Consider the following 23,996-nt stretch of genomic DNA (forward strand, 5'->3'; position numbering starts at 1 on the left):
TCGGAAGGACGACTGAACCGGACAGGCCGGGGAGGGGCGGGGCCGGCCGAGACGCCCCGGTAGATTGCCGTGAGTGAGTGCCACTCTGGTATGGATCCTCGTCGCCCTCGTCGCCCTCGTCGCCGTCGCGCTCTATCTGAGTTGGACGGCCGGCCGGTTGGACCGGCTGCACGCCCGGATCGACGCAGCCCGGGCGGCCCTGGACGCCCAACTGCTGCGGCGCGCCTCCGTCGCGCAGGAACTGGCGACGGCGGGTGTGCTCGATCCGGCCGCCTCGATCGTGTTGTACGGGGCGGCGCACGCCGCGCGGCAGGCCGAGGAGGAGGGGCGCGAGGTCGCCGAGAGCGAGCTGAGCCAGGCGCTGAGGGCGGTCTTCGCTGACCCGCGCCAACTGGAGGCGGTCAGGGCGGAACCGGGAGGGGACGAGGCGGCCGGCGAACTGGCCCAGGCCGTCCGGCGGGTGCCGATGGCCCGGCGGTTCCACAACGACGCGGTGGGAGCCGCCCGGCGGTTGCGGGCGCACCGCAAGGTGCGTTGGTTCCGGCTGGCCGGACACGCGCCCACGCCTCTCGCCTTCGAGATGGACGACGAGCCGCCGGCGGGGCTCGCGGACCGCACCGCGCCGCGATAGACCGGTGGAGGACCGGGGCACCTCACCGGCCGCCTCCGCGCCGTCGCCTGCCATGCCCACGCCGTCCGACGCGACCGGGGCGGGCCTCCGGCTCCACTCTGGCCGCAGGACCCGGGAAAACGGTCCACCGGTCGCGCATTGGCTCTTGCGGTGGCCCGCGTCCCTGGCGTTGTCTCGGTGCTGCAGGAGTCCGTCTTCCCCCCAGTGAGGTCATCCGTGTCCAGCACGCTCTCCGAGAACCAGGCCCCCGAGACCGGCACCGCGCGAGTCAAGCGCGGTATGGCCGAGCAGCTCAAGGGTGGCGTGATCATGGACGTCGTCACACCCGAGCAGGCGAAGATAGCCGAGGACGCGGGCGCCGTGGCCGTGATGGCCCTGGAGCGCGTGCCCGCCGACATCCGCAAGGACGGCGGGGTCGCCCGGATGTCCGATCCGGACATGATCGAGGGGATCATCGGCGCCGTGTCGATCCCGGTGATGGCCAAGTCGCGCATCGGACACTTCGTCGAGGCCCAGGTGCTGCAGGCGCTCGGCGTCGACTACATCGACGAGTCCGAGGTGCTCACCCCGGCCGACGAGGTCAACCACTCCGACAAGTGGGCCTTCACCACGCCCTTCGTCTGCGGCGCGACCAACCTGGGCGAGGCTCTTCGGCGGATCGCCGAGGGAGCGGCCATGATCCGTTCCAAGGGCGAGGCGGGCACCGGCAACGTCGTCGAGGCCGTACGCCACATGCGGCAGATCAAGAACGAGATCGCCCGACTGCGCGGCTTCGACAACCACGAGCTGTACGCCGCGGCCAAGGAACTGCGCGCCCCCTACGAGCTGGTCAAGGAGGTCGCGGAGCTGGGCAAGCTGCCCGTCGTGCTGTTCTCCGCCGGGGGCGTGGCCACCCCGGCCGACGCGGCCCTCATGCGACAGCTTGGCGCCGAGGGCGTGTTCGTCGGCTCCGGCATCTTCAAGTCCGGTGACCCGGCCAAGCGGGCGGCGGCCATCGTGAAGGCCACCACCTTCTTCGACGACCCGAGCGTCGTCGCGGACGCGTCCCGCGACCTCGGCGAGGCGATGGTCGGCATCAACTGCGACACGCTGCCGGAAACCGAGCGCTACGCCCAGCGCGGTTGGTAGTCGGCCGATGGTGAAGGAAAGCCCGCTGATCGGCGTCCTGGCTCTCCAGGGCGACGTGCGCGAGCACGTCGCCGCCCTGACCGCGGCCGGCGCCGCGGCCGGGGCGGTGCGGCGCCCCGCCGAGCTGTCCGAGGTGGACGCCCTGGTCGTCCCGGGCGGCGAGTCCACCACCATCTCGAAACTGGCCGACCTCTTCGGGCTGATGGACCCCCTCCGGCGGCGGATCCGCGAGGGGATGCCCGTGTACGGCACCTGCGCGGGCATGATCATGTTGGCCGACAAGATCCTCGATCCGCGCTCGGGTCAGGAGACGTTCGGCGGCATCGACATGATCGTGCGCCGTAACGCCTTCGGGCGTCAGAACGAGTCCTTCGAGGCGGCGGTGGACGTCCGGGAGATCGCCGGGGAACCCGTGGACGGCGTGTTCATCCGCGCTCCCTGGGTCGAGTCGGTCGGGGCGGAGGTGGAGGTGCTCGCGGAGCACGACGGCCACGTCGTCGCGGTACGGCAGGGCGGCGCCCTGGCCACCTCGTTCCACCCCGAGTTGACCGGGGACCACCGCGTCCACCGCCTTTTCGTGGACATGGTGCGCGCCGGCCGGGCCCCGCGATCCTTGTAGGATTCTGGAGTTCGTACGGAGATGGGTAACGCGAAGGAGACACGCAGATGTCCGGCCACTCCAAATGGGCCACGACGAAGCACAAGAAGGCCGTGATCGACGCCAAACGCGGCAAGCTCTTCGCGAAACTGATCAAGAACATCGAGGTCGCGGCGCGTATGGGCGGCGCCGACCCGGACGGCAACCCGACGCTGTACGACGCCATCCAGAAGGCCAAGAAGCAGTCGGTCCCCAACAAGAACATCGACTCCGCGGTGAAGCGGGGGGCCGGCCTGGAGGCCGGCGGGGCCGATTACGAGACCATCATGTACGAGGGATACGGCCCGAACGGCGTGGCGGTGCTGATCGAGTGCCTCACCGACAACCGCAACCGCGCCGCCTCGGACGTCCGGGTCGCCATGACCCGCAACGGCGGGTCCATGGCCGACCCCGGATCGGTCTCCTACCTCTTCCACCGCAAGGGCGTGGTGATCGTCCCGAAGGGCGAGCTGACCGAGGACGACGTGCTGGCCGCCGTCCTCGACGCCGGTGCCGAGGAGGTGAACGACCTGGGCGAGTCCTTCGAGGTGCTCAGCGAGGCCACCGACCTGGTAGCCGTACGCACCGCCCTTCAGGACGCCGGTGTCGACTACGAGTCGGCGGACGCCAACTTCGTGCCGACCATGCAGGTCGAGCTCGACGAGGAGGGCGCGAGGAAGATCTTCAAGCTGATCGACGCCTTGGAGGACAGCGACGACGTGCAGAACGTCTTCGCCAACTTCGACGTCTCCGACGACGTCATGGAGCGGATCGACGCGTGAGGTGAGGCGATCCGCTCGGGCGGCGGGCCGGTGGGACACGAATCCACCGGCCCGCCGCCGTTGTCGGCGCGGCCCGATAGCCTGTTCCAGGTCGAAGATCGTCGTCGTGTGTTCGGTGTTGGCGAACACGGCTCCGGGCCCGGCCGCGTGGACCGGGCGGTCGGGTCCGAGGGAGCGGCGGCCCGGCCGTCGAGAGGGGAGTGGTCGGTCGTGCGTGTGCTGGGTGTGGACCCGGGGCTGACCCGTTGCGGAGTCGGTGTCGTGGAGGGCGTCGCCGGCCGCCCCCTCGCGATGCTGGGCGTCGGCGTGGTCCGCACCCCCGCCGACGCGGACCTGGGGGCGCGTCTCCTGGCCGTCGAGGACGGCGTGGAGCGGTGGCTCGACGAGCACCGCCCGGAGTGCGTCGCCGTGGAGCGGGTCTTCAGCCAGCACAACGTCCGCACGGTGATGGGCACCGCCCAGGCGGCGGCCGTCGCCGTGCTCTGCGCCACCCGGCGCGGCCTTCCCGTCACCCTGCACACCCCCAGTGAGGTCAAGGCCGCGGTCACCGGCAGCGGCCGGGCCGACAAGGCACAGGTCGGCGCCATGGTCACCCGCCTGTTGCGGCTCACCGGCCCTCCGAGACCGGCCGACGCCGCCGACGCCCTAGCCCTCGCCATCTGCCACATCTGGCGGGCTCCCGCCCAGAACCGACTGCGGCAGGCAGCCGCCCGCCTCTCGTCGAAAGGCCTCACCGCATGATCGCATCCGTCAGCGGCACGGTCGCCGCCCTCGCCCCCGGCTCCGCCGTGGTGGAGGTGGGCGGTGTCGGAGTGGCGGTCCAGTGCGCCCCGGACACGCTGGCCGGTCTCCGGGTCGGCGGCCCCGCGCGCCTGGCCACCTCCCTCGTCGTGCGCGAGGACTCGCTCACCCTCTACGGGTTCGCCGACGACGACGCGCGTCAGGTGTTCGAGCTGCTGCAGACCGCCAGCGGGGTCGGCCCCCGCCTCGCCCAGGCCATGCTCGCCGTGCACAGCCCCGACGACCTGCGCAGAGCCGTCGCCACCGCCGACGAGAAGGCCCTCACCGCCGTGCCCGGCATCGGTAAGAAGGGGGCGCAGAAACTCCTTCTGGAGCTGCGCGACCGGCTCGGCGAGCCCCTCTCCCCGCCCTCCTCCACACTCCGCCCGGCCTCTGCCCGGGCCGACACCGGCTGGCGTGACCAGTTGCACACGGCGCTCGTCGGCCTGGGGTACGCCGCCCGTGAGGCCGACGAGGCCGTGGAGGCGGTGGCGCCGAGAGCGGAGTCCGATGGCACCCCTCAGGTGGGTCCGCTGCTCAAGGCGGCCCTGCAGACGCTGAACCGCGCCCGCTAGCGGGCTTCGGCCCCGCGCGACGAAGCCGGTGCCCGGGCGCCCCCCGCGCACGCCGAGACCAGCAGCCCGCATTCCGGAACCGAGGCACCACGACATGACACGCGACGACACCACCGACACGGACGTCCCCGGCGAGCGGCTCGTCGGTGCCTCCGCCGACCACGAGGACCAGGCCGTCGAGGCCGCGCTGCGCCCGAAGGACCTGGGCGAGTTCATCGGACAACGGAAGGTCCGCGAACAACTCGACCTGGTGTTGCGCGCCGCTCGGGCACGCGGCGCCACCGCCGACCACGTGCTGCTCTCCGGGGCGCCCGGTCTCGGCAAGACCACCCTGTCCATGATCATCGCGGCCGAGATGGGCGCCCCCATCCGGATCACCTCCGGGCCGGCCATCCAGCACGCGGGCGACCTCGCGGCGATCCTCTCCTCCCTCCAGGAGGGTGAGGTCCTCTTCCTCGACGAGATCCACCGCATGTCGCGGCCCGCCGAGGAGATGCTCTACATGGCGATGGAGGACTTCCGGGTCGACGTCATCGTGGGCAAGGGGCCGGGAGCCACCGCCATCCCGCTGGAACTCCCCCCCTTCACCCTGGTCGGCGCCACCACCCGGGCCGGCCTCCTGCCGCCTCCGCTGCGCGACCGGTTCGGCTTCACCGGACACATGGAGTTCTACGAACCGGCCGAACTGGAGCGTGTCGTCCACCGCTCGGCCGCACTCCTCGACGTCGAGATCGACCCGGCGGGGGCCGCCGAGGTGGCCGCGCGCTCCCGAGGCACCCCCCGCATCGCCAACCGGCTGCTCCGGCGCGTTCGCGACTACGCGCAGGTGAAGGCCGACGGAGTGATCACCCGGGAGATCGCGGCGGCGGCGCTGGCGGTGTACGAGGTGGACGCCCGCGGGCTGGACCGGCTGGACCGGGCCGTCCTGGAGGCGCTGCTGAAGCTCTTCGGCGGGGGCCCCGTCGGCCTGTCCACCCTGGCGGTCGCCGTCGGCGAGGAACGCGAGACCGTCGAGGAGGTGGCCGAGCCCTTCCTGGTGCGGGAGGGGATGCTGGCGCGTACCCCACGTGGGCGGGTCGGCACCCCCGCTGCCTGGGCCCACCTGGGTCTGACCCCTCCCGCCCCCGCCGGCGCGCCCGACGGTCAAGGAGATCTGTTCGAGGGGTGATGGCGCCGCCACGGTCGACGTGTCGGCCGGAGCAGGAACCCAGGTGCCATGCTGGGCGTTGTTCCTGCGTGCGGACTCGCCTAGACTCCGCCGACGTCGCCCTTCCTACGGCGTACGACGTCCCCCCCGACCATCAGGCCGCTCACCACCGCGGTCGTGTGAAGGAAGTACCCGCCCGTGAGTATCGTGACCCTCCTCCCGTTCATCGTGCTCATCGGGGCCATGGTCCTGATGACGCGGTCGGCGAAGAAGAAGCAGCAGCAGGCCGTCGAAATGCGGAACCAGATGCAGCCGGGTTCCGGCGTCCGCACCATCGGGGGCATGTACGCCACGGTCAAGGAGGTCGGCGAGGACACGGTCCTGCTGGACGCCGGGCCGGGCGTCGAACTCCTCTTCGCCAAGAACGCGATCGCCGCCGTGCTCCCCGACGAGGAGTACAACAGCATCGTCCACGGTGTCGAACACGACGCGAAGGTCGACGCGGAGGTCGTCCCCGACGACGCCTCCTCCCTCACCGAAGTCGATCTCGCCAAGACCGACTCCCCGGACCCCGAGGCCGTCGACCTCGTCAAGAAGGCCACCGACGCCGAACCGGCCCGTGCCGCCGCCGACGAGGGGTCGAAGCAGCGCGACGGCGAGGCCGAGGCCAAGTAGCCGCGGCTCCGGGCGCGCGGGCCGGGGCCGTGTGACCACGGCCACACGCGGCCGTCGCGGAAGCCCGACACCATGTCATGGCCGTACCTCCGTCGAACCGGCGCGAGGTGGCCCGAGAGGGAGTACGAGAAGGTGGCAGCACCCAAGAAGGGCCGGAAGCCGAGCGCCCAGAGCAAGCCGTGGCGCGCGCTGGTCCTGATTCTGATCGCCCTCGTGGCGCTCACCGGGGGCATGTTCGCCTCCGGGCAGACCACTCCGCGTCTCGGTATCGACCTCGCCGGAGGCACCAGCATCACGCTCCGCGCGGTCTCCGACCCCGGCGAGGAATCCGCGATCAATCCCACCAACATGGCCACCGCCGTCCAGATCATGGAGCGCCGCGTCAACGGTCTCGGCGTGCAGGAGGCCGAGGTCCAGAGCCAGGGCGATCGGAACATCATCGTCAACGTCCCGAAGGGGACGAACTCGCAAGAGGCCCGCGAGCAGGTCGGCACCACGGCCAAGCTCTACTTCCGACCGGTGCTCGCCACCGAGTACTCGGGGCCGGCGGCGGACGACGCCTCCCCGGCACCTTCCGAGAGCGCGGGCGGGGACGCCACCGCCGAGCCGAGCGGGGACGCCTCGGGCGCGGCGGACCAGCAGGAGGCGGTGGATCCGTCCGCCTCGGCCGAGCCGACGGCGAGCGCGACCACCCAGGGGCGGGCGGTGACGGGTGCGCTGGAGGCCGACCCCAGCCCTTCGGCCTCGACCGACGCCACGCCCGCCGCCGAGGCCTCGCCCACGGCCGACACCGGCGACGCCACGAGCGACGACGACGCCGCGCTCCAGGAGGCGTACGCCCGGCTCGACTGCACCGACGACGCCGCGCGCGCCGAGGCGGGAACCGGCGTCAAGCCCGAGGAGTCAACGGTGGCCTGCGGCGAGACCTCGCCTGGCCAGTGGCAGAAGTACCTGCTCGGCCCGGCCGAGGTCGACGGCACCGACGTCGACGAGGCCCAGGCCGTGCTCAACACCCAGACGGCCGCCGGCTGGACCGTGACGATGGACTTCACGGACAAGGGATCCGACAAGTTCGCGAGCATCACGGGCAAGCTGGCCCAGAACCAGTCCCCCCAGGACCAGTTCGCCATCGTCCTCGACAACGAGGTCGTCTCCAGCCCGTACGTCAGCCAGGCGCTGACCGGTGGCAAGGCCGAAATCTCCGGCAGCTTCACCCAGGAAGAGGCCCAGAGCCTGGCCAACATGCTCTCCTACGGCGCGTTGCCGCTGAGCTTCCAGGAGGACAGCGTGACCACGGTCACGCCCGCCCTCGGCGGCGACCAGCTCAGGGCCGGATTGATCGCCGGCGCCATCGGCCTCGCCCTGGTCGTGCTCTACCTGCTGGTCTACTACCGAGGCCTGTCGTTCATCGCGATCCTGTCGTTGCTGGTGTCGGCCGCGCTCACCTACACGATCATGTCGTTGCTCGGTCCCGGCATCGGCTTCGCGCTCAACCTTCCGGCCGTGTGCGGTGCCATCGTGGCCATCGGCATCACGGCGGACTCGTTCATCGTGTACTTCGAACGTGTCCGGGACGAGATCCGCGAAGGGCGCTCACTGCGCCCGGCCGTCGAGCGGGCGTGGCCCCGCGCCCGGCGCACGATCCTGGTCTCCGACTTCGTCTCGTTCCTCGCCGCCGCGGTGCTGTTCGTCGTCACGGTCGGCAAGGTCCAGGGCTTCGCCTTCACTCTGGGGCTCACCACCCTGCTCGACGTCGTCGTCGTCTTCCTCTTCACCAAGCCGCTGCTGACCCTGATGGCCCGCCGCAAGTTCTTCGCGAGCGGTCACAAGTGGTCCGGACTCGACCCGAAGAGCCTGGGCGCCAAGCCGCCGCTGCGACGCACCCGTCGCCCCGCCCGCCCGGCCGCCGGCCCCGTCGAGACCAAGGAGGCATGAGAATGTCGAAGCTCGGCACCATCGGCGCCCGACTCCACCACGGCGAGATCGGCTACGACTTCGTCAAGAACCGCAAGCTCTGGTACGGAATCTCCATCCTGATCACCATCACGGCGATCGTCGGCCTCGCGGTGCGCGGCCTGCACATGGGCATCGAGTTCGAGGGCGGGGCGGTCTTCACGACCCCGAAGAACGTCGCCGCCTCGGTCTCGCAGGCCGAGGAGTACGCCGAGGAGGCGTCCGGACACGACGCGATCGTCCAGCAACTCGGTGACGGCAGTCTGCGCATCCAGGTCGCGGGCACCGGCACCCAGCAGTCGGACCGGATCAAGGAGTCGCTCGCCGAGGACCTCGGCGTCGACGCGGAGAGCATCAACGCCGAGCTGGTCGGTCCCAGTTGGGGGGATCAGATCGCCAACAAGGCATGGCAGGGTCTCGGGATCTTCCTCGTCCTGGTGGTGATCTATCTCGCCATCGCCTTCGAGTGGCGCATGGCGGTGGCCGCCTTCATCGCCCTCATCCACGACATCACGATCACCGTCGGGGTCTACGCGCTCGTCGGCTTCGAGGTGACGCCCGGCACCGTGATCGGCTTGCTCACCATCCTCGGGTACTCGCTCTACGACACGGTCGTCGTCTTCGACAGCCTCAAGGAGCAGACCCGGGGCATCACCAAGCAGAGCCGCTGGACCTACGGCGAGATCGCGAACCGGTCCATCAACAGCACGCTGGTCCGTTCCGTCAACACGACGGTGGTCGCCCTGTTGCCGGTGGCGGGCCTGCTCTTCATCGGCGGGGGCGTGCTGGGCGCCGGCATGCTGAACGACATCTCCCTGTCGCTCTTCGTCGGCCTCGCCGCCGGCGCGTACTCCTCGATCTTCATCGCCACCCCGCTGGTGGCGGACCTCAAGGAGCGTGAGCCGGAGATGAAGGCCCTCAGGAGGCGGGTGCTGGCCAAGCGAGCCCAGGCCGCCGCCCGAGGAGACGCCGAGGACCCCCCGTACGCGGAGGAAGCGAGCGGTCGCACGGCGGAGACGGCCGCCGCGGCGGCCGTCTCCCCGGCGTCGGCCGCGCGGACCGCTGACGGTGCCGCGGAGGACACACGGTGATCGCCGCCGACCTGCGCGAGATGCTCCAGTCCCGCATCCGTGACATCGCCGACCATCCCGAGCCCGGGGTGATGTTCAAGGACATCACCCCGCTCCTCGCCGACCCCGCCGCCTTCGCCGCCCTCACCGACGCGCTGGCGAGGACGGCGGACCGGACGGGTGCCACCAAGATCGTGGGACTGGAGGCACGGGGCTTCATCCTCGGGGCCCCGGTCGCCGTCCGCGCCGGACTGGGTTTCGTCCCGATGCGCAAGGCGGGCAAGCTACCCGGAGCCACGTTGGGCCAGGTCTACGACCTGGAGTACGGTTCGGCCGAGATCGAGGTGCACGCCGAGGACCTGACCCCGGACGACCGCGTCCTGGTGGTGGACGACGTCCTTGCCACCGGCGGGACGGCCGAGGCGTCGGTCCGGCTCGTCCACCGGGCCGGGGCCCGGGTCGCGGGCCTGTCGGTGCTGATGGAGCTGGGCTTCCTCGGGGGGCGCGCCCGTCTCGCGCCGATCCTCGGCGGCGCTCCGCTGGAGGCGGTCCTGACCCTTCCCTAGCCCGCCAGGGCACCCGGTGTCGACGGGGCGGGTCCGGAGAGGAATCCCGGCGCCCGCCCCACGCGTTTCCGCCGGTGACCGTCGCCCCGGCCGTCCGCCGGCGAATCCGGACCGCGGGATCGCTACCATGGGACCTCCGGAGCCTGACCGGGGCGCCCGGATCGCGCACGAGGAGTCCTCTTGCCAGACGAGGCCCACCCACTGACCGCAGCGAAGCCCGAGTCGGCCTCGGCCGCCGCGGCGAAGCCCGCGCCCGCGGTGACCCACGCCAAGAACGACGCCCGCGCACCGGTCGACCGGGGCCGGCCCGCACCCGTCGGCAAGCCCGCCGACCAGTCGCGGCCCAAGCCCGCGCCCCCGGAGCGCCCGCAGAACCCCCCCGCGGTCAGGGCGCCGGTCGGCCAGGCGCCCCGCTCGGGCTCCTCCAACCGGGTGCGTGCCCGTCTCGCGCGACTCGGCGTCCAGCGCGCCAACCCCTACAACCCGGTGCTGGAGCCACTGCTCCGGATAGTCCGCGGCAACGACCCCAAGATCGAGACCGCCACGCTGCGCCAGATCGAGAAGGCCTACCAGGTCGCGGAGCGCTGGCACCGGGGCCAGAAGCGCAAGAGCGGCGATCCGTACATCACCCACCCGCTCGCCGTGACCACGATCCTCGCCGAGTTGGGCATGGATCCGGCCACCCTCATGGCGGGGCTGCTGCACGACACCGTCGAGGACACCGAGTACGGCCTGGAAGACCTCCGTCGCGACTTCGGAGACGTCGTCGCCCTCCTGGTCGACGGCGTCACCAAGCTGGACAAGGTCAAGTTCGGCGAGGCCGCGCAGGCGGAGACCGTGCGCAAGATGGTGGTCGCCATGGCCAAGGACCCCCGAGTCCTGGTCATCAAGCTCGCGGACCGACTGCACAACATGCGCACCATGCGCTACCTCAAGCGGGAGAAGCAGGAGAAGAAGGCGCGGGAGACCCTGGAGATCTACGCGCCGCTCGCCCATCGCCTGGGTATGAACACCATCAAGTGGGAGCTGGAGGACCTCGCCTTCGCGATCCTCTACCCCAAGATGTACGACGAGATCGTCCGCCTGGTCGCGGAGCGCGCCCCGAAGCGGGACGAGTACCTGGCCGTCGTCACCGACGAGGTGCAGCAGGATCTGCGCGCGGCCCGGATCAAGGCGACCGTCACCGGCCGCCCCAAGCACTACTACAGCGTCTACCAGAAGATGATCGTCAGGGGTCGCGACTTCGCGGAGATCTACGACCTGGTGGGCATCCGGGTCCTGGTGGACACCGTCCGGGACTGCTACGCGGCGCTCGGCACGGTGCACGCGCGGTGGAACCCGGTGCCGGGCCGGTTCAAGGACTACATCGCGATGCCCAAGTTCAACATGTACCAGTCCCTGCACACCACGGTCATCGGTCCCAGCGGGAAGCCGGTCGAACTGCAGATCCGCACCTTCGACATGCACCGACGCGCCGAGTACGGCATCGCGGCGCACTGGAAGTACAAGCAGGAGGCCGTCGCCGGGGCCTCCAAGGTCCGTACCGACGTCCCTCGGGGCGCCGGGAAGGACAAGGACGCCGTCAACGACATGGCGTGGCTCCGACAGCTGCTGGACTGGCAGAAGGAGACCGAGGACCCCGGCGAGTTCCTGGAGTCGCTGCGCTTCGACCTGTCGCGGAACGAGGTCTTCGTCTTCACGCCAAAGGGCGACGTCATAGCGTTGCCTGCCGGTGCGACCCCGGTGGACTTCGCCTACGCCGTCCACACGGAGGTCGGCCACCGCACCATAGGAGCCCGGGTCAACGGTCGTCTGGTTCCGCTGGAGTCCACCCTGGACAACGGCGACCTGGTCGAGGTCTTCACCTCCAAGGCAGCCGGAGCGGGCCCCTCGCGGGACTGGCTCGGATTCGTCAAGTCACCCCGCGCGCGCAACAAGATCCGTTCCTGGTTCTCCAAGGAACGTCGCGACGAGGCGATCGAACAGGGCAAGGACGCCATTGTCCGCGCGATGCGCAAGCAGAACCTGCCGATCCAGCGGATCCTCACCGGCGACTCGCTGGTCACCCTGGCCCACGAGATGCGCTACTCCGACATCTCCGCGCTGTACGCGGCGATCGGCGAGGGGCACGTCTCCGCGCAGAACATCGTGCAGAAGCTCGTCCAGGGCCTCGGAGGCGAGGAGGCCGCGACCGAGGACATCGACGAGGCCGTTCCGCCCGCCCGCGGCCGCGGCCGCAAGCGGCGCGGCGCCAACGACCCTGGCGTCGTCGTCAAGGGCGTCGACGACGTGTGGGTGAAGCTCGCCCGCTGCTGCACCCCCGTCCCGGGCGACCCCGTCATCGGCTTCGTCACCCGAGGCAACGGAGTCTCGGTGCATCGCAGCGACTGTGTGAACGTGGACTCGCTGTCCCGCGAGCCCGAGCGCATCCTGGACGTCGAGTGGGCGCCCACTCAGTCCTCGGTCTTCCTCGTCGCGATCCAGGTCGAGGCGCTGGACCGCTCCCGGCTCCTGTCGGACGTCACCCGCGTCCTGTCCGACCAGCACGTCAACATCCTGTCGGCGGCCGTGCAGACCTCACGCGACCGGGTCGCCGTCTCCCGATTCACCTTCGAGATGGGCGACCCCAAACACCTCGGCCACGTCCTGAAGGCCGTCCGCGGGGTGGAGGGCGTGTACGACGTCTACCGCGTCACCTCGGCGCGCCGACCGTCCTAGCGGCGGCCGGAGCCGCCGAACTCGTCCCGGCCCCACGCGCCGAGGGGTCGAAGGTCGTGGGGCGACGCGCGCGGGTGGGCGTAGCCGCCCAGGCGAAGGGCCCGACGTCGCCGCCGGGCCCTTCTCGCGTGTCCGGTCGCCGCCGGCGAGTCCGATCTAGCCGCCGAACTCCCGCAGCCCCTTGAGCGCCTGGTCCAGCAGCGCTCGCCGACCCTCCAGCTCGCGCTCCAGCTTCTCCGCCCGAGCCGTGTTGCCCTGGGCACGAGCCTGCGCCAGTCGGCCTTCCAGGGCGTCCACGGCGGCCTGGAGCTGGCCGGTCAGCCCCTCGGCGCGGGCGCGCGCCTCGGGGTTGGTGCGGCGCCACTCCACCTCTTCGGCCTCTTGGACGGCCCGTTCGACCGCGTGCAGCCGACCCTCGATCTTCGCCCGGGCGTCCCTCGGCACGTGACCGATCGCCTCCCACCGCTGATTGATCGACCGGAGCCCGGCTCGGGCCGACCGCAGGTCGGAGACCGGAAGCAGCTTCTCGGCCTCCCCCACCAGTTCCTCCTTGAGCTTGAGGTTCTCGGCCTGCTCGGCGTCCCGCTCGGCGAAGACAGCGCTGCGGGCGCCGAAGAAGACGTCCTGGGCGCCGCGGAAACGGTTCCACAGATCGTCCTCGTGCTCGCGCTGAGCGCGGCCCGCGGCCTTCCACTCGGTCATCAGATCCCGGTAACGGGCGGCCGTCGCACCCCAGTCCGTCGAGCCCGACAGCGCCTCGGCCTCGCCGACCAGCCGTTCCTTGGTCCGTCGGGCCTCCTCGCGCTGAGCGTCCAACTGCGCGAAGTGCTGCTTGCGCCGCTTGGAGAACGCCGAACGCGCATGCGAGAAGCGATGCCAGAGCTCGTCGTCCGACTTGCGGTCCAGCCTCGGCAACGCCTTCCAGGAGTCCACCAGGGCGCGGAGCCGCTCGCCCGCCACGCGCCACTGGTCGGATCGGGCCAGTTCCTCGGCTTCGGCGACCAGCTCCTCCTTGGCTCGGCGGGCCTCGTCGGACTGCTTGGCCCGCTGTGCCCTGCGTTCCTCGCGGCGCTCCCGCACCAGCGCGACCAGCTTGTCCAGCCGGGCTCGCAGCGCGTCCAGGTCGCCCACCGCGTGATGCGCGTCCACCTGCTCGCGCAGATGGTCGATCGCGGCCTGGGCGTCCTTCGCCGAGAGGTCGGTGGTCCCCACCCGCTTTTCGAGGAGGCCGATCTCGACCACCAGGCCCTCGTACTTGCGCTCGAAGTAGGCCAGCGCCTCCTCGGGGGAGCCGGCCTGCCAGGAACCGACGACCTGCTCGCCCTCGGCCGTACGCACGTACACGGTCCCCGTCTCGTCGACGCGGCCCCACGGGTCGCTGCTCACAGCGCCTCCTCCACATGATGCCCGCGGAGGCCTGCGCACCCCCGGGCATCGTCCACAGTTTCGTCTCCGCCAACATAGGCGACCGGCGGGCGGCGTGTCCGCTTCCCGCGCGACCGAAATCACGCGACGGACATCAGGATTCGGTGACGGTCGCCTTGTCGATGACCACGGTCGCGTTGGGGGCGCCGTCACCGACTCCGGTGGTCTCGCCGGCGTCGGCGATCTTCTTCAGCACCTTCATGCCGGCGTCCGAGACCGTCCCGAACGGCGTGTAGCTGGGCGGGAGCGGACTGTCCTCGTACACCAGGAAGAACTGGCTGCCGCCGGAGTCGGGCTGACCGGTGTTGGCCATCGCTACCGTGCCCGCCGGGTAGACGTCCCCCTTCAGGTCGGCGTCCTCCAGGTTCTCGTCCGGGATCGTGTAGCCGGGCCCGCCGTTGCCCTGCCCGGTCGGGTCGCCGCACTGCAGGACGTAGATGCCGTTGGTCGTCAGCCGGTGACACGGCGTGTGGTCGAAGTAGCCCTCGTCCGCGAGGAAGGCGAAGGAGTTCACGGTGTGCGGGGCCGCCGACGCCTTGAGCGCGACGTCCACGGTTCCGCAGGTGGTGGCCAACTCCATCGTGTACTTCGCGGACTCGTCGATGGTCATCGCCGGTTCCTCGTCCCACGTCTCCGTCGCGGGCTCACCCGCCGCGGGCTTGTCGCAGGGGTCGGGGGCCTTCTCGGACGGGGTGGCGCTCGCCGCGACGTCCTTGCTCGCGTCGTCCTTCCCGCCGTCCTCGAAGGGCTTGGTCACGTACAACGCCACGCTGCCGATCACGACCACACCGAGCACCGAGGCGACCACGGCGTTGCGCACGCGGGTCCTCCGGCGTGCGGCGGTGCGCCGCTGCTGCTGGCGCAAGAACTTCTCCCGGGCGAGCTGACGCCGCCGCTGCTCCTGGCTGACCACCGGGTTCTTCTCCTCATGCGTCTTCGGGCGACTGGTTGCGTCGGTGCGATCCGTCTTCGTAGCCCCGTACCGTATATGGGTTGGCTGAGGAATCGGCACCGCCGGTAGGCTCTGACCTGCGCGCGCCACCACCGCGAGCCCACCCGAACCACCACGAACGAAGGACGATCGTGCTCATTGCCGGGTTCCCCGCCGGAGCCTGGGGGACGAACTGCTACCTCGTCGCCCCGGCCGCCGGTGAGGAGTGCGTGATCATCGACCCTGGCCATCAGGCCGCCCCCGGAGTCGAGGCGGCGATCGCCGAGCATCGCCTCAAGCCGGTCGCCGTCGTCCTGACGCACGGCCATATCGACCACGTCGCTTCCGTCGTGCCGGTCTGCGGCGCGCACGGCGTCCCCGCGTGGATCCATCCCGCCGACCGGTACATGATGAGCGATCCCGAGAAGGCCCTCGGCCGCTCCATCGGCATGCCCCTGATGGGAGAGCTGGCCGTGGGCGAGCCGGACGACGTGCGGGAGATGACCGACGGCGCGCGGCTGTCGCTGGCCGGTCTGGAGCTGACGGTCGCGCACGCGCCCGGCCACACGAAGGGGTCGGTGACCTTCGCCCTGCCCGAGGCGGCGGACGTGCCGCCGGTGCTGTTCTCGGGTGACCTCCTGTTCGCCGGTTCGGTCGGGCGTACCGACCTGCCCGGGGGCGACCCGGCCGAGTTGCTCGCGTCGCTGGCCAGGGTGTGCCTGCCGCTCCAGGACTCCACCGTGGTGCTGGCCGGGCACGGCCCCCAAACGACCATCGGCCGAGAGCGCGCCGGCAACCCCTACCTTCGGCAGGTGGCCGAGGGCCGGGAACAGCGTGTCGATCTCCCCCGACGAGGAATGTGACGAGAGACCTTCCGTGACCATCTTCACCGCCCCCAAGGGCACCTACGATCTGCTCCCGCCGGACAGCGCGACCTACCTGGCCGTCCGCGAGGCGATCGCCGCGCCGCTGCGCCAATCCGGATACGGCTACATCGAGACTCCCGGTTTCGAGAACGTGGAACTCTTCGCCCGCGGCGTCGGCGAGTCCACCGACATCGTCACCAAGGAGATGTACGTCTTCGAGACCAAGGGCGGCGACCGTCTCGCACTGCGTCCCGAGACCACGGCCCCGGTGTTGCGGGCCGTGCTGGAATCCAACCTGCACAGGTCGGGAAACCTGCCGGTCAAGGTCTGGTACTCGGGCTCGCAGTACCGCTACGAGCGGCCTCAGAAGGGTCGCTATCGCCACTTCTCACAGGTCGGTGCCGAGGCCATCGGAGTCGAGGATCCGGCGTTGGACGCCGAGATGATCATTCTCGCGGACCAGGCGTACCGCTCTCTGGGCCTGCGGGAGTTCCGCATCCTGCTCAACAGCCTCGGCGACCGCGAGTGCCGCCCCGTCTACCGGGCGGCGTTGCGGGACTTCCTGGGCGGACTCGACCTGGACGAGGACACGGTCCGACGTGCCGAGCTGAACCCGCTCCGGGTGCTGGACGACAAGCGTGAGGAGGTCCGGCGACAGCTGGCGTCGGCCCCGCTGCTGCGCGACTACCTCTGCGACGCCTGCAAGGCCTTCCACGAGGAGGTCCGGGAACTGGTCTCCGCCGCCGGGGTGCGGTACGAGGACGACGCCCGCCTGGTTCGGGGCCTGGACTACTACACGCGGACCACCTTCGAGTTCGTCCACGACGGCCTGGGATCGCAGTCGGCGGTCGGCGGAGGCGGGAGGTACGACGGTCTCTCCGAGATGATCGGCGGGCCCGCGCTGCCCTCGGTGGGGTGGGCGCTCGGCGTCGACCGCACCGTCCTGGCCCTGCGGGCGGAGGGTGTCCGGCCGGCGCTCCCCGCGGCCACGTCGGTCTTCGCCGTGCCGCTGGGGGACGAGGCCCGACGGGTCCTCTTCGGCAAGGTCGGCGAGCTGCGGAAGAACGGCATCGCCGCAGACTTCTGCTACGGCGGCAAGGGCCTGAAGGGGGCGATGAAGAACGCCGACCGCAGCGGCGCCCGCTTCACCCTGGTCGCGGGTGATCGTGATCTGGCCGAGGGTGTGGTCCAGTTGAAGGACATGAGGTCGGGAGAGCAGACGGCGATCGGCGTCCACGAGATCGTGGCCGAGCTGGAGGCGCGGATCGGGTGATCGCGCGCGTCGTCGTACGCGCGTGCGGTGCCCCCGCGGGTGTCCGGAAACCCGTACCCGGAGCGGGGGTCCCCGGTCCGGAGGCGGGTGACAACGCGGGGCCGTGAGGCACAATGGCCGTGCCGGAAGCAGGCCCCCTCACATGACGGAATCGGCGTGATGATCAAGACGACAGCCAAGGACGTCTCCACCGTGACCGACTCGGAGCCGCCGCGTCCCGAGGTCGGACCCGCTCGGGTCGGGTCGGGTCGGGCACTCGCCCTGCTGTTGGTGATCACGGGCGCGGCGGGGGTGCTCGCCTCCTGGATCATCACTCTCGACAAGTTCAAGATCCTCGAATACCAGGTCGACGGGAAGCAGTACAACCCCAGCTGCGGGATCAATCCCGTCGTCTCCTGTGGCAACGTCATGGAGAGCGCTCAGGCGTCCGTCTTCGGATTCCCCAACCCGATGCTGGGGTTGGTGACCTTCGGCATCGTGGTCTGTGTGGGCGTGAGCCTGCTCGCCGGGGCCCGCTTCCCCCGCTGGTACTGGCTCACGCTCAACGCCGGGACCTTGTTCGGCGTGGTCTTCTGTGCCTGGTTGCAGTTCCAGTCGCTTTACCGGATCAACGCACTCTGCCTGTGGTGCTGCCTGGCCTGGGTCGCAACGATCGTCATGTTCTGGTACGTGACCTCGTTCAACCTGCGCAACGGGAACCTGCCTGCCCCCGCCCCCCTGAAGCGCTTCCTCGCGGAGTTCACCTGGGTCCTGCCGGTCGTGCACACCGGGATCATCGTGATGCTGATCCTGACCCGCTGGGGCGCCAAGCTCTGGGCCTGACCCACCCCGAGGACCGATGTCGGAGCGGTGCCCTAGGGTTGCCGTGTGGAGCCCGACCTGTTCACCGCGGCGGCGGAGGAACGCCAGGAGAAGGACCCCGCCGGCGCCCCCTTGGCCGTGCGGATGCGCCCGCGCACCCTCGACGAGGTCGTGGGGCAGCGCCACCTCCTCGTGCCCGGATCGCCGCTCCGCCGGCTGGTGGGGGAGGGGCCTGCGGGGCCTGTGGGCCCTTCCTCGGTGATCCTCTGGGGGCCGCCAGGCACAGGCAAGACCACCCTCGCGAACGTGGTCTCCCGGGCCGGAGGCAAGCGCTTCGTGGAGCTGTCCGCGATCACCGCGGGGGTCAAGGAGGTCCGGGCCGTCATCGACGGCGCCCGTAGGGCCGTCGGCGGATACGGCAAGGAGACGGTCCTCTTCCTCGACGAGATCCACCGCTTCAGCAAGGCACAGCAGGACTCCCTGCTGCCCGCCGTGGAGAACCGCTGGGTCACCTTGATCGCCGCGACCACCGAGAACCCGTCCTTCTCGGTGATCTCGCCGCTGTCGTCCCGCTCCTTGTTGCTGACCCTGGAGCCCCTCACCGGCGACGACGTCCGTGACCTGCTCCGTCGCGCGCTGACCGACCCGCGAGGGCTCGACGGGCTCGTCGGGCTGCCCCCCGAGTCGGAGGAGCACCTGCTGCGGATCGCCGGGGGAGACGCCCGCCGAGCCCTCACGGCGCTGGAGGCCGCGGCGGGCGCGGCCTTGGCCAAGGGGGAGGCCGAGATCGGCCTGTCGACACTGGAGGAGACCGTCGACCGGGCCGCCGTGGCCTACGACCGGGACGGCGACCAGCACTACGACGTGGCCAGTGCTCTGATCAAGTCCATTCGCGGCTCCGACGTGGACGCCGCCCTGCACTACCTGGCTCGCATGGTCGACGCCGGCGAGGATCCCCGCTTCATCGCCCGCCGGCTGATGATCTCCGCGAGCGAGGACATCGGCCTGGCCGACCCGAACGCCCTGTCGATCGCGGTGGCCGCCGCCCAGGCCGTCGCCATGATCGGTTTCCCGGAGGCCGCGTTGACCCTCGGCCACGCCACCATCGCCCTGGCGCTGGCCCCCAAGTCCAACGCGGCGACGGTCGCCATCGGCGCGGCCCTCGACGACGTGCGTCGCGGCCGGACCGGCCCCGTCCCGCGACACCTGCGCGACGGCCACTACCAGGGCGCCCAGGCGCTGGGTCACGGACACGGCTACGTCTACCCGCACGACCTCCCCGAGGGGATCGCCGAGCAGCAGTACGCGCCCGAGGCGCTCCGGGATCGCGAGTACTACGCTCCCACCCGGCACGGTGCGGAGGCACGATACGCGGACGCCGTCGAGTGGACCCGACGGCACCTCGGTCGTGGCCGGGACTGAGCACCCTGTAGACTTCCCGAGCGCCGGCTCCCGCGCGGTCAGAGTGGGAGGCCCGGCCGGAACCCCCAGGGGTTCCAGGAGCGTCGCGCACCGGCGAACGGTGTCGCGGGCAGCCCATCACCATCCGCGCACCGCGCGGCGTGGTCGGTGGGCCGCCGGCGTGCTGCACGATGTGCCCAGACCAGGGAGCGGCTGCCCTTCGGCCCGACGGACGAGGGGATTCCCCGGCTGCGGATGCGACCTCCCACCCGCCTGGCAAGCCGAATCCCAGAAGAGAGACACAGACAGTGGCGAATCAGTCCCGCCCCAAGGTCAAGAAGTCGCGTGCGCTCGGCATCGCGCTGACCCCCAAGGCCGTCAAGTACTTCGAGGCGCGCCCCTACCCGCCGGGCGAGCACGGCCGCGGTCGCAAGCAGAACTCGGACTACAAGGTCCGACTGCTGGAGAAGCAGCGCCTCCGCGCCCAGTACGACATCTCCGAGCGCCAGCTGGTGCGCGCCTACGACCGCGCTTCCAAGGTCCAGGGCAAGACCGGCGAGGCGCTGATCGTGGAGCTGGAGAAGCGTCTCGACGCCCTCGTGCTGCGTTCGGGCATCGCCCGCACCATCTACCAGGCGCGTCAGATGGTCGTCCACGGCCACATCCAGGTCAACGGCAAGAAGGTCGACAAGCCGTCCTTCGTCGTGCGCCCGGACGACGTCGTGCAGGTGCGTGACCGTTCCAAGGACAAGACGCTCTTCACCATCGCCCGGGAGGGTGGCTTCGCCCCCGACGGCGAGACTCCCCGCTACCTTCAGGTGAACCTCAAGGCCCTGGCGTTCCGCCTGGACCGGGAGCCCAACCGCAAGGAGATCCCGGTGATCTGCGACGAGCAGCTCGTCGTCGAGTACTACGCCCGCTGACCCTTCGGGCAGGCGTCCTCGGAGCCGTACCAGGCCCGTCGTCCCCACGGTCCTTCCGGCCGGGCGGGGCGGCGGGCCTCTCCGTCGGCCCGCCACGCCGTTCTGCCGACGCGTGGTCGGCGAAATCCCGTTACGGGACGCGGCCTCGGGCGCGATAGGCTCGGGCACGACCTTCTCGTCGTCCTCGAACCTCGACGTCCGTGACGTCCGCGAGGTCTTCCGAGTACAGACACGGATCAGGGAGCGGGTGCACGGTGTCCGGAGGAGAGCTGGCCGGGGTTCTGGTGGCGGTCTTCTGGGCGATCCTCGTCGCTTTCCTGGCCGTCGCCCTGGCCGCGTTGGCCCGTGCCCTCACGGCCACGACCCGACTCGTGGCGGACGTGACCGACAGGGCCGTGCCGCTGCTGACCGACGCGTCCGCGGCGGTGCGCTCCGCACACGCCCAGATCGATCGTGTCGACGCCATCGCCTCCGACGTCCAGGAAGTCGCCTCCAACGCCTCGGCGCTCTCCGGCACCGTCGCGTCCGCCTTCGGCGGTCCGCTGGTCAAGGTGGCGGCCTTCGGCTATGGAGTGCGTCGCGCGATCGCCGGCCGGGGGGAGATCCGGTCGACTCGCCGGTCGAGACGTACCGTGATCGCGGGGGTCCCGACCGCGCGTCGGCCGCAGCGGAAGAAGGACTGAGAGCGATGTTCCGCCGTACGTTCTGGTTCGCCTCCGGCGTAGCCGCCGGGGTGTGGGCCACCACCAAGGTCAACCGAGGACTGAGGCGCCTCGCCCCGGACAGTCTCGCCGCGACGGCGGCCGACCGGGCCGTCACGGTGGGCGGACGACTGCGGGACCGGGCCGTCCTCTTCGCCGGCGACGTGCGGGAGAACATGGTCCACCGTGAGGCTCAGCTCGGCGAGGCGCTCGGGTTGACGGCCCCCGTCGACCCCGATCTCCCGGCACCCCGGCGGTACACCGCCATCGAGAACCGCAACGACCCGGCGCGCGTCGACCGGACGACGCGCCCGCACAACCGGAATGAGGACCACTGATGGAGTCGGCCGAGATCCGCCGCCGCTGGCTGAGCTTCTTCGAGGAGCGGGGCCACACTGTCCTCCCCTCGGCGTCGCTCATCGCGGACGACCCGACTCTTCTGCTGGTCAACGCCGGCATGGTGCCGTTCAAGCCGTACTTCCTCGGCGAGGCCACGCCTCCCTACCAGCGGGCCACCAGCGTGCAGAAGTGCGTGCGCACACCGGACATCGAGGAGGTCGGCAAGACCACCCGGCACGGCACCTTCTTTCAGATGTGCGGGAACTTCTCCTTCGGTGACTACTTCAAGGAGGGCGCCTGCGCGCTCGCCTGGGAGCTGCTCACCGGTGCCCGGGACGAGGGCGGGTACGGACTCGACCCGGAGCGTCTCTGGATCACGGTCTACGAGGACGACGACGAGGCGGAGCGCATCTGGCGTGAGGTCGTCGGCGTTCCCGCCGAACGCATCCAGCGGTTGGGCAAGAAGGACAACTTCTGGTCCATGGGTGTTCCCGGTCCGTGCGGACCCTGCTCCGAGGTCAACTACGACCGCGGTCCGGAGTTCGGCGTCGAGGGCGGCCCGGCCGTCAACGACGAGCGGTACGTGGAGATCTGGAACCTCGTCTTCATGCAGTTCGAACGGGGTGAGGGCACTTCCAAGGAGGACTTCGAGATCCTCGGTGACCTCCCCGCCAGGAACATCGACACGGGCCTCGGCCTCGAGCGGCTGGCGATGATCCTTCAGGACGTGCGGAACCTGTACGAGATCGACACCTCGATGGCCGTGATCGACAAGGCCACCGAACTGACCGGGGTGGCCTACGGAGACGCCGAGGCGTCGGACGTTTCCCTGCGGGTGGTCACCGATCACGTCCGCACCGCCGTGATGCTCATCGGCGACGGCGTCACCCCGGGCAACGAGGGCCGCGGCTACGTCCTGCGTCGCATCATGCGGCGCGCCATCCGCAACATGAGGCTGCTCGGTGCCACCGGACCGGTGGTCGCCGAACTGGTCGACGTGGTCATCGGGATGATGGGGCAGCAGTACCCGGAGCTGATCTCGGAGCGGGAGCGGATCGAGAGGGTCGCCCTGGCCGAGGAGCAGGCCTTCCTCAAGACGCTGAAGGCCGGTACCAACATCCTGGACACCGCCGTCGCGGACACCAGGGCCGCGGGTGGCTCCGTCCTCGCCGGCGACAAGGCGTTCCTGCTCCACGACACGTGGGGATTCCCCATCGACCTCACCCTGGAGATGGCGGCAGAACAGGGCCTCTCCGTGGACGAGGACGGCTTCCGGCGCCTGATGAGGGAGCAGCGCGAGCGCGCCAAGGCCGACGCCCGCGCCAAGAAGACAGGCCACGCCGACCTCGGTGCCTACCGGGAGATCGCCGATCGGGCCGGTGCCACCGACTTCATCGGCTATGGCGAGACCGGCGGGGAGTCCACGATCGTCGGTCTCCTCGTGGACGGCGCCTCCTCCCCGGCCGCGACGGAGGGCGACGACGTCGAGGTCGTGCTGGACCGTACCCCCTTCTATGCCGAGGGCGGTGGGCAGATCGGCGACACCGGCAGGATCAGGACCGACACCGGGGCCGTGATCGAGGTGCGCGACTGCCAAAAGCCGGTCCCCGGGGTCTACGTCCACAAGGGCGTCGTGCAGGTCGGCGAGGTCACGGTGGGGGCCAAGGCGTACTCCGCCATCGACGCCCCGCGCCGCCAGGCCATCGCGCGCGCCCACTCGGCCACCCACCTGACTCACCAGGCGCTGCGCGACGCGCTGGGACCGACGGCCGCCCAGGCCGGCTCGGAGAACCAGCCGGGTCGGTTCCGATTCGACTTCGGCTCGCCCTCCGCCGTGCCGACGGCCGTGCTGACGGACGTCGAGCAGAAGATCAACGAGGTGCTCTCGCGCGATCTCGACGTGCACGCCGAGGTCATGGGCATCGACGAGGCGAAGAAGCAGGGCGCCATCGCCGAGTTCGGGGAGAAGTACGGCGATCGCGTCCGGGTCGTCACCATCGGGGACTTCTCCAAGGAACTGTGCGGCGGTACCCATGTGCACAACACCGCCCAGCTCGGCCTGGTCAAGCTGCTCGGCGAGTCCTCCATCGGCTCCGGCGTCCGCCGGATCGAGGCGCTGGTCGGGGTCGACGCCTACCGCTTCCTCGCCCGGGAGCACACCGTCGTCGCCCAACTCCAGGAGCTGGTCAAGGGCCGTCCCGAAGAACTCCCGGAGAAGGTCTCCGCCATGCTGGGCAGGCTGAGAGAGGCCGAGAAGGAGATCGAGCGATTCCGGGCCGAGAAGGTCCTCCAGGCCGCCGCCGGTCTGGCGGAGTCCGCTCGGGACGTCCACGGCGTCGCGCTCGTGGCGGGCCGGGTGCCGGACGGTACCACCGCCGACGACCTGCGCAAGCTGGTTCTCGATGTGCGCGGGCGAATCCGGGGCGGTCGGGCGGCCGTGGTCGCTCTGTTCAGCCTGGTGGGGGACAGGCCGCTGACGGTCATCGCCACCAACGAGGCCGCGCGCGAGCGCGGGCTCAAGGCGGGCGACCTGGTCCGGGCCGCCGCCAAGACGTTGGGCGGCGGGGGCGGCGGCAAGCCGGACGTGGCCCAGGGAGGCGGCCAGGACCCGCAGGCCGTCGGCGAGGCCGTCGAGGCCGTCGAGCGTCTCGTGGCGGAGACGGTCAGGTGATCG

General features: G+C 70.7%; 21 protein-coding genes and 1 pseudogene. 20 read left to right on the top strand and 2 right to left on the bottom strand.

Features of this window, described 5'->3' with window-relative positions; all coding sequences use genetic code 11:
* Window positions 1–73 precede the first annotated feature (73 nt).
* The 12 genes and pseudogenes from JEK78_RS20075 to JEK78_RS20130 all read left to right on the top strand — a co-directional run bounded on the left by JEK78_RS20075 (window position 74) and on the right by JEK78_RS20130 (window position 12,662).
* Complete coding sequence (locus tag JEK78_RS20075; protein WP_200261562.1) at window positions 74–631, top strand: hypothetical protein; 558 nt, start codon at window positions 74–76, stop codon at window positions 629–631.
* A 216-nt stretch (window positions 632–847) separates the two neighbouring features.
* Window positions 848–1,759 carry a pyridoxal 5'-phosphate synthase lyase subunit PdxS gene (gene pdxS, locus JEK78_RS20080; RefSeq protein WP_200261563.1) on the top strand — a complete coding sequence of 304 codons (912 nt, stop codon included), beginning with the start codon at window positions 848–850 and terminating at the stop codon, window positions 1,757–1,759.
* 7 nt (window positions 1,760–1,766) lie between these two features.
* Window positions 1,767–2,378: a pyridoxal 5'-phosphate synthase glutaminase subunit PdxT gene (gene pdxT / locus JEK78_RS20085; protein ID WP_200261564.1), complete on the top strand. Its 612-nt coding sequence runs from the start codon at window positions 1,767–1,769 to the stop codon at window positions 2,376–2,378.
* Between the two features lie 47 nt (window positions 2,379–2,425).
* Window positions 2,426–3,178 carry a YebC/PmpR family DNA-binding transcriptional regulator gene (locus JEK78_RS20090; protein WP_200261565.1) on the top strand — a complete coding sequence of 251 codons (753 nt, stop codon included), beginning with the start codon at window positions 2,426–2,428 and terminating at the stop codon, window positions 3,176–3,178.
* A 210-nt stretch (window positions 3,179–3,388) separates the two neighbouring features.
* Window positions 3,389–3,919 carry a crossover junction endodeoxyribonuclease RuvC gene (ruvC, locus tag JEK78_RS20095; RefSeq protein WP_200261566.1) on the top strand — a complete coding sequence of 177 codons (531 nt, stop codon included), beginning with the start codon at window positions 3,389–3,391 and terminating at the stop codon, window positions 3,917–3,919.
* The gene (ruvA, locus tag JEK78_RS20100; RefSeq protein WP_200261567.1) at window positions 3,916–4,533 is read left to right on the top strand and encodes a Holliday junction branch migration protein RuvA; all 618 of its coding nucleotides are present in this window, start codon (window positions 3,916–3,918) and stop codon (window positions 4,531–4,533) included. Before ruvC ends, ruvA begins: the two co-directional genes overlap by 4 nt.
* Window positions 4,534–4,627: 94 nt before the next feature.
* Window positions 4,628–5,701: a Holliday junction branch migration DNA helicase RuvB gene (gene ruvB / locus JEK78_RS20105; RefSeq protein WP_200261568.1), complete on the top strand. Its 1,074-nt coding sequence runs from the start codon at window positions 4,628–4,630 to the stop codon at window positions 5,699–5,701.
* A gap of 177 nt (window positions 5,702–5,878) precedes the next feature.
* A complete protein-coding gene (gene yajC / locus JEK78_RS20110; protein WP_200261569.1) occupies window positions 5,879–6,355 on the top strand; it encodes a preprotein translocase subunit YajC in 477 nt (158 codons plus the stop codon).
* Window positions 6,356–6,487: 132 nt separating this feature from the next.
* The gene (gene secD, locus JEK78_RS20115; RefSeq protein ID WP_200261570.1) at window positions 6,488–8,290 is read left to right on the top strand and encodes a protein translocase subunit SecD; all 1,803 of its coding nucleotides are present in this window, start codon (window positions 6,488–6,490) and stop codon (window positions 8,288–8,290) included.
* A gap of 2 nt (window positions 8,291–8,292) precedes the next feature.
* Window positions 8,293–9,279: pseudogene (gene secF, locus JEK78_RS20120) on the top strand (protein translocase subunit SecF); the annotation flags it as partial.
* Between the two features lie 140 nt (window positions 9,280–9,419).
* Window positions 9,420–9,944, top strand: a complete 525-nt coding sequence (locus JEK78_RS20125) for an adenine phosphoribosyltransferase (RefSeq protein ID WP_200264274.1) — start codon at window positions 9,420–9,422, stop codon at window positions 9,942–9,944.
* A gap of 180 nt (window positions 9,945–10,124) precedes the next feature.
* On the top strand, window positions 10,125–12,662 hold the full coding sequence (locus JEK78_RS20130; protein ID WP_200261571.1) for a bifunctional (p)ppGpp synthetase/guanosine-3',5'-bis(diphosphate) 3'-pyrophosphohydrolase: 2,538 nt from the start codon (window positions 10,125–10,127) through the stop codon (window positions 12,660–12,662).
* A gap of 156 nt (window positions 12,663–12,818) precedes the next feature.
* Here JEK78_RS20130 and JEK78_RS20135 read toward each other — a convergent pair whose 3' ends face one another.
* Both JEK78_RS20135 and JEK78_RS20140 read right to left on the bottom strand, forming a co-directional pair.
* Window positions 12,819–14,048, bottom strand: coding sequence for a DUF349 domain-containing protein (locus tag JEK78_RS20135; protein WP_200261572.1), 1,230 nt, complete (start codon window positions 14,046–14,048; stop codon window positions 12,819–12,821).
* A 133-nt stretch (window positions 14,049–14,181) separates the two neighbouring features.
* A complete protein-coding gene (locus tag JEK78_RS20140) occupies window positions 14,182–15,000 on the bottom strand; it encodes a peptidylprolyl isomerase (protein WP_200261573.1) in 819 nt (272 codons plus the stop codon).
* A gap of 170 nt (window positions 15,001–15,170) precedes the next feature.
* Here JEK78_RS20140 and JEK78_RS20145 point away from each other — a divergent pair, with 170 nt between their 5' ends.
* The 8 genes from JEK78_RS20145 (at window position 15,171) to alaS (ending at window position 23,993) form a co-directional block, all read left to right on the top strand.
* Window positions 15,171–15,881 (top strand): MBL fold metallo-hydrolase, encoded by a 711-nt coding sequence (locus tag JEK78_RS20145; protein ID WP_200261574.1) that lies wholly within the window; start codon window positions 15,171–15,173, stop codon window positions 15,879–15,881.
* 13 nt (window positions 15,882–15,894) lie between these two features.
* The gene (gene hisS, locus JEK78_RS20150; protein WP_200261575.1) at window positions 15,895–17,157 is read left to right on the top strand and encodes a histidine--tRNA ligase; all 1,263 of its coding nucleotides are present in this window, start codon (window positions 15,895–15,897) and stop codon (window positions 17,155–17,157) included.
* A 159-nt stretch (window positions 17,158–17,316) separates the two neighbouring features.
* A complete protein-coding gene (locus JEK78_RS20155; protein ID WP_200261576.1) occupies window positions 17,317–17,979 on the top strand; it encodes a vitamin K epoxide reductase family protein in 663 nt (220 codons plus the stop codon).
* Window positions 17,980–18,024: 45 nt separating this feature from the next.
* Window positions 18,025–19,380, top strand: coding sequence for a replication-associated recombination protein A (locus JEK78_RS20160; protein ID WP_200261577.1), 1,356 nt, complete (start codon window positions 18,025–18,027; stop codon window positions 19,378–19,380).
* Between the two features lie 287 nt (window positions 19,381–19,667).
* Window positions 19,668–20,282: a 30S ribosomal protein S4 gene (gene rpsD / locus JEK78_RS20165; RefSeq protein ID WP_200261578.1), complete on the top strand. Its 615-nt coding sequence runs from the start codon at window positions 19,668–19,670 to the stop codon at window positions 20,280–20,282.
* 254 nt (window positions 20,283–20,536) lie between these two features.
* Entirely contained in the window at window positions 20,537–20,965 is a 429-nt protein-coding gene (locus JEK78_RS20170; protein ID WP_200261579.1) for a DUF948 domain-containing protein, read from the top strand.
* A gap of 5 nt (window positions 20,966–20,970) precedes the next feature.
* On the top strand, window positions 20,971–21,321 hold the full coding sequence (locus tag JEK78_RS20175; RefSeq protein WP_200261580.1) for a hypothetical protein: 351 nt from the start codon (window positions 20,971–20,973) through the stop codon (window positions 21,319–21,321).
* On the top strand, window positions 21,321–23,993 hold the full coding sequence (alaS, locus tag JEK78_RS20180; protein WP_200261581.1) for an alanine--tRNA ligase: 2,673 nt from the start codon (window positions 21,321–21,323) through the stop codon (window positions 23,991–23,993). Before JEK78_RS20175 ends, alaS begins: the two co-directional genes overlap by 1 nt.
* Window positions 23,994–23,996: the final 3 nt, after the last annotated feature.

The sequence above is a fragment of the Streptomyces sp. HSG2 genome (assembly GCF_016598575.1).
GTDB lineage: Bacteria > Actinomycetota > Actinomycetes > Streptomycetales > Streptomycetaceae > Streptomyces.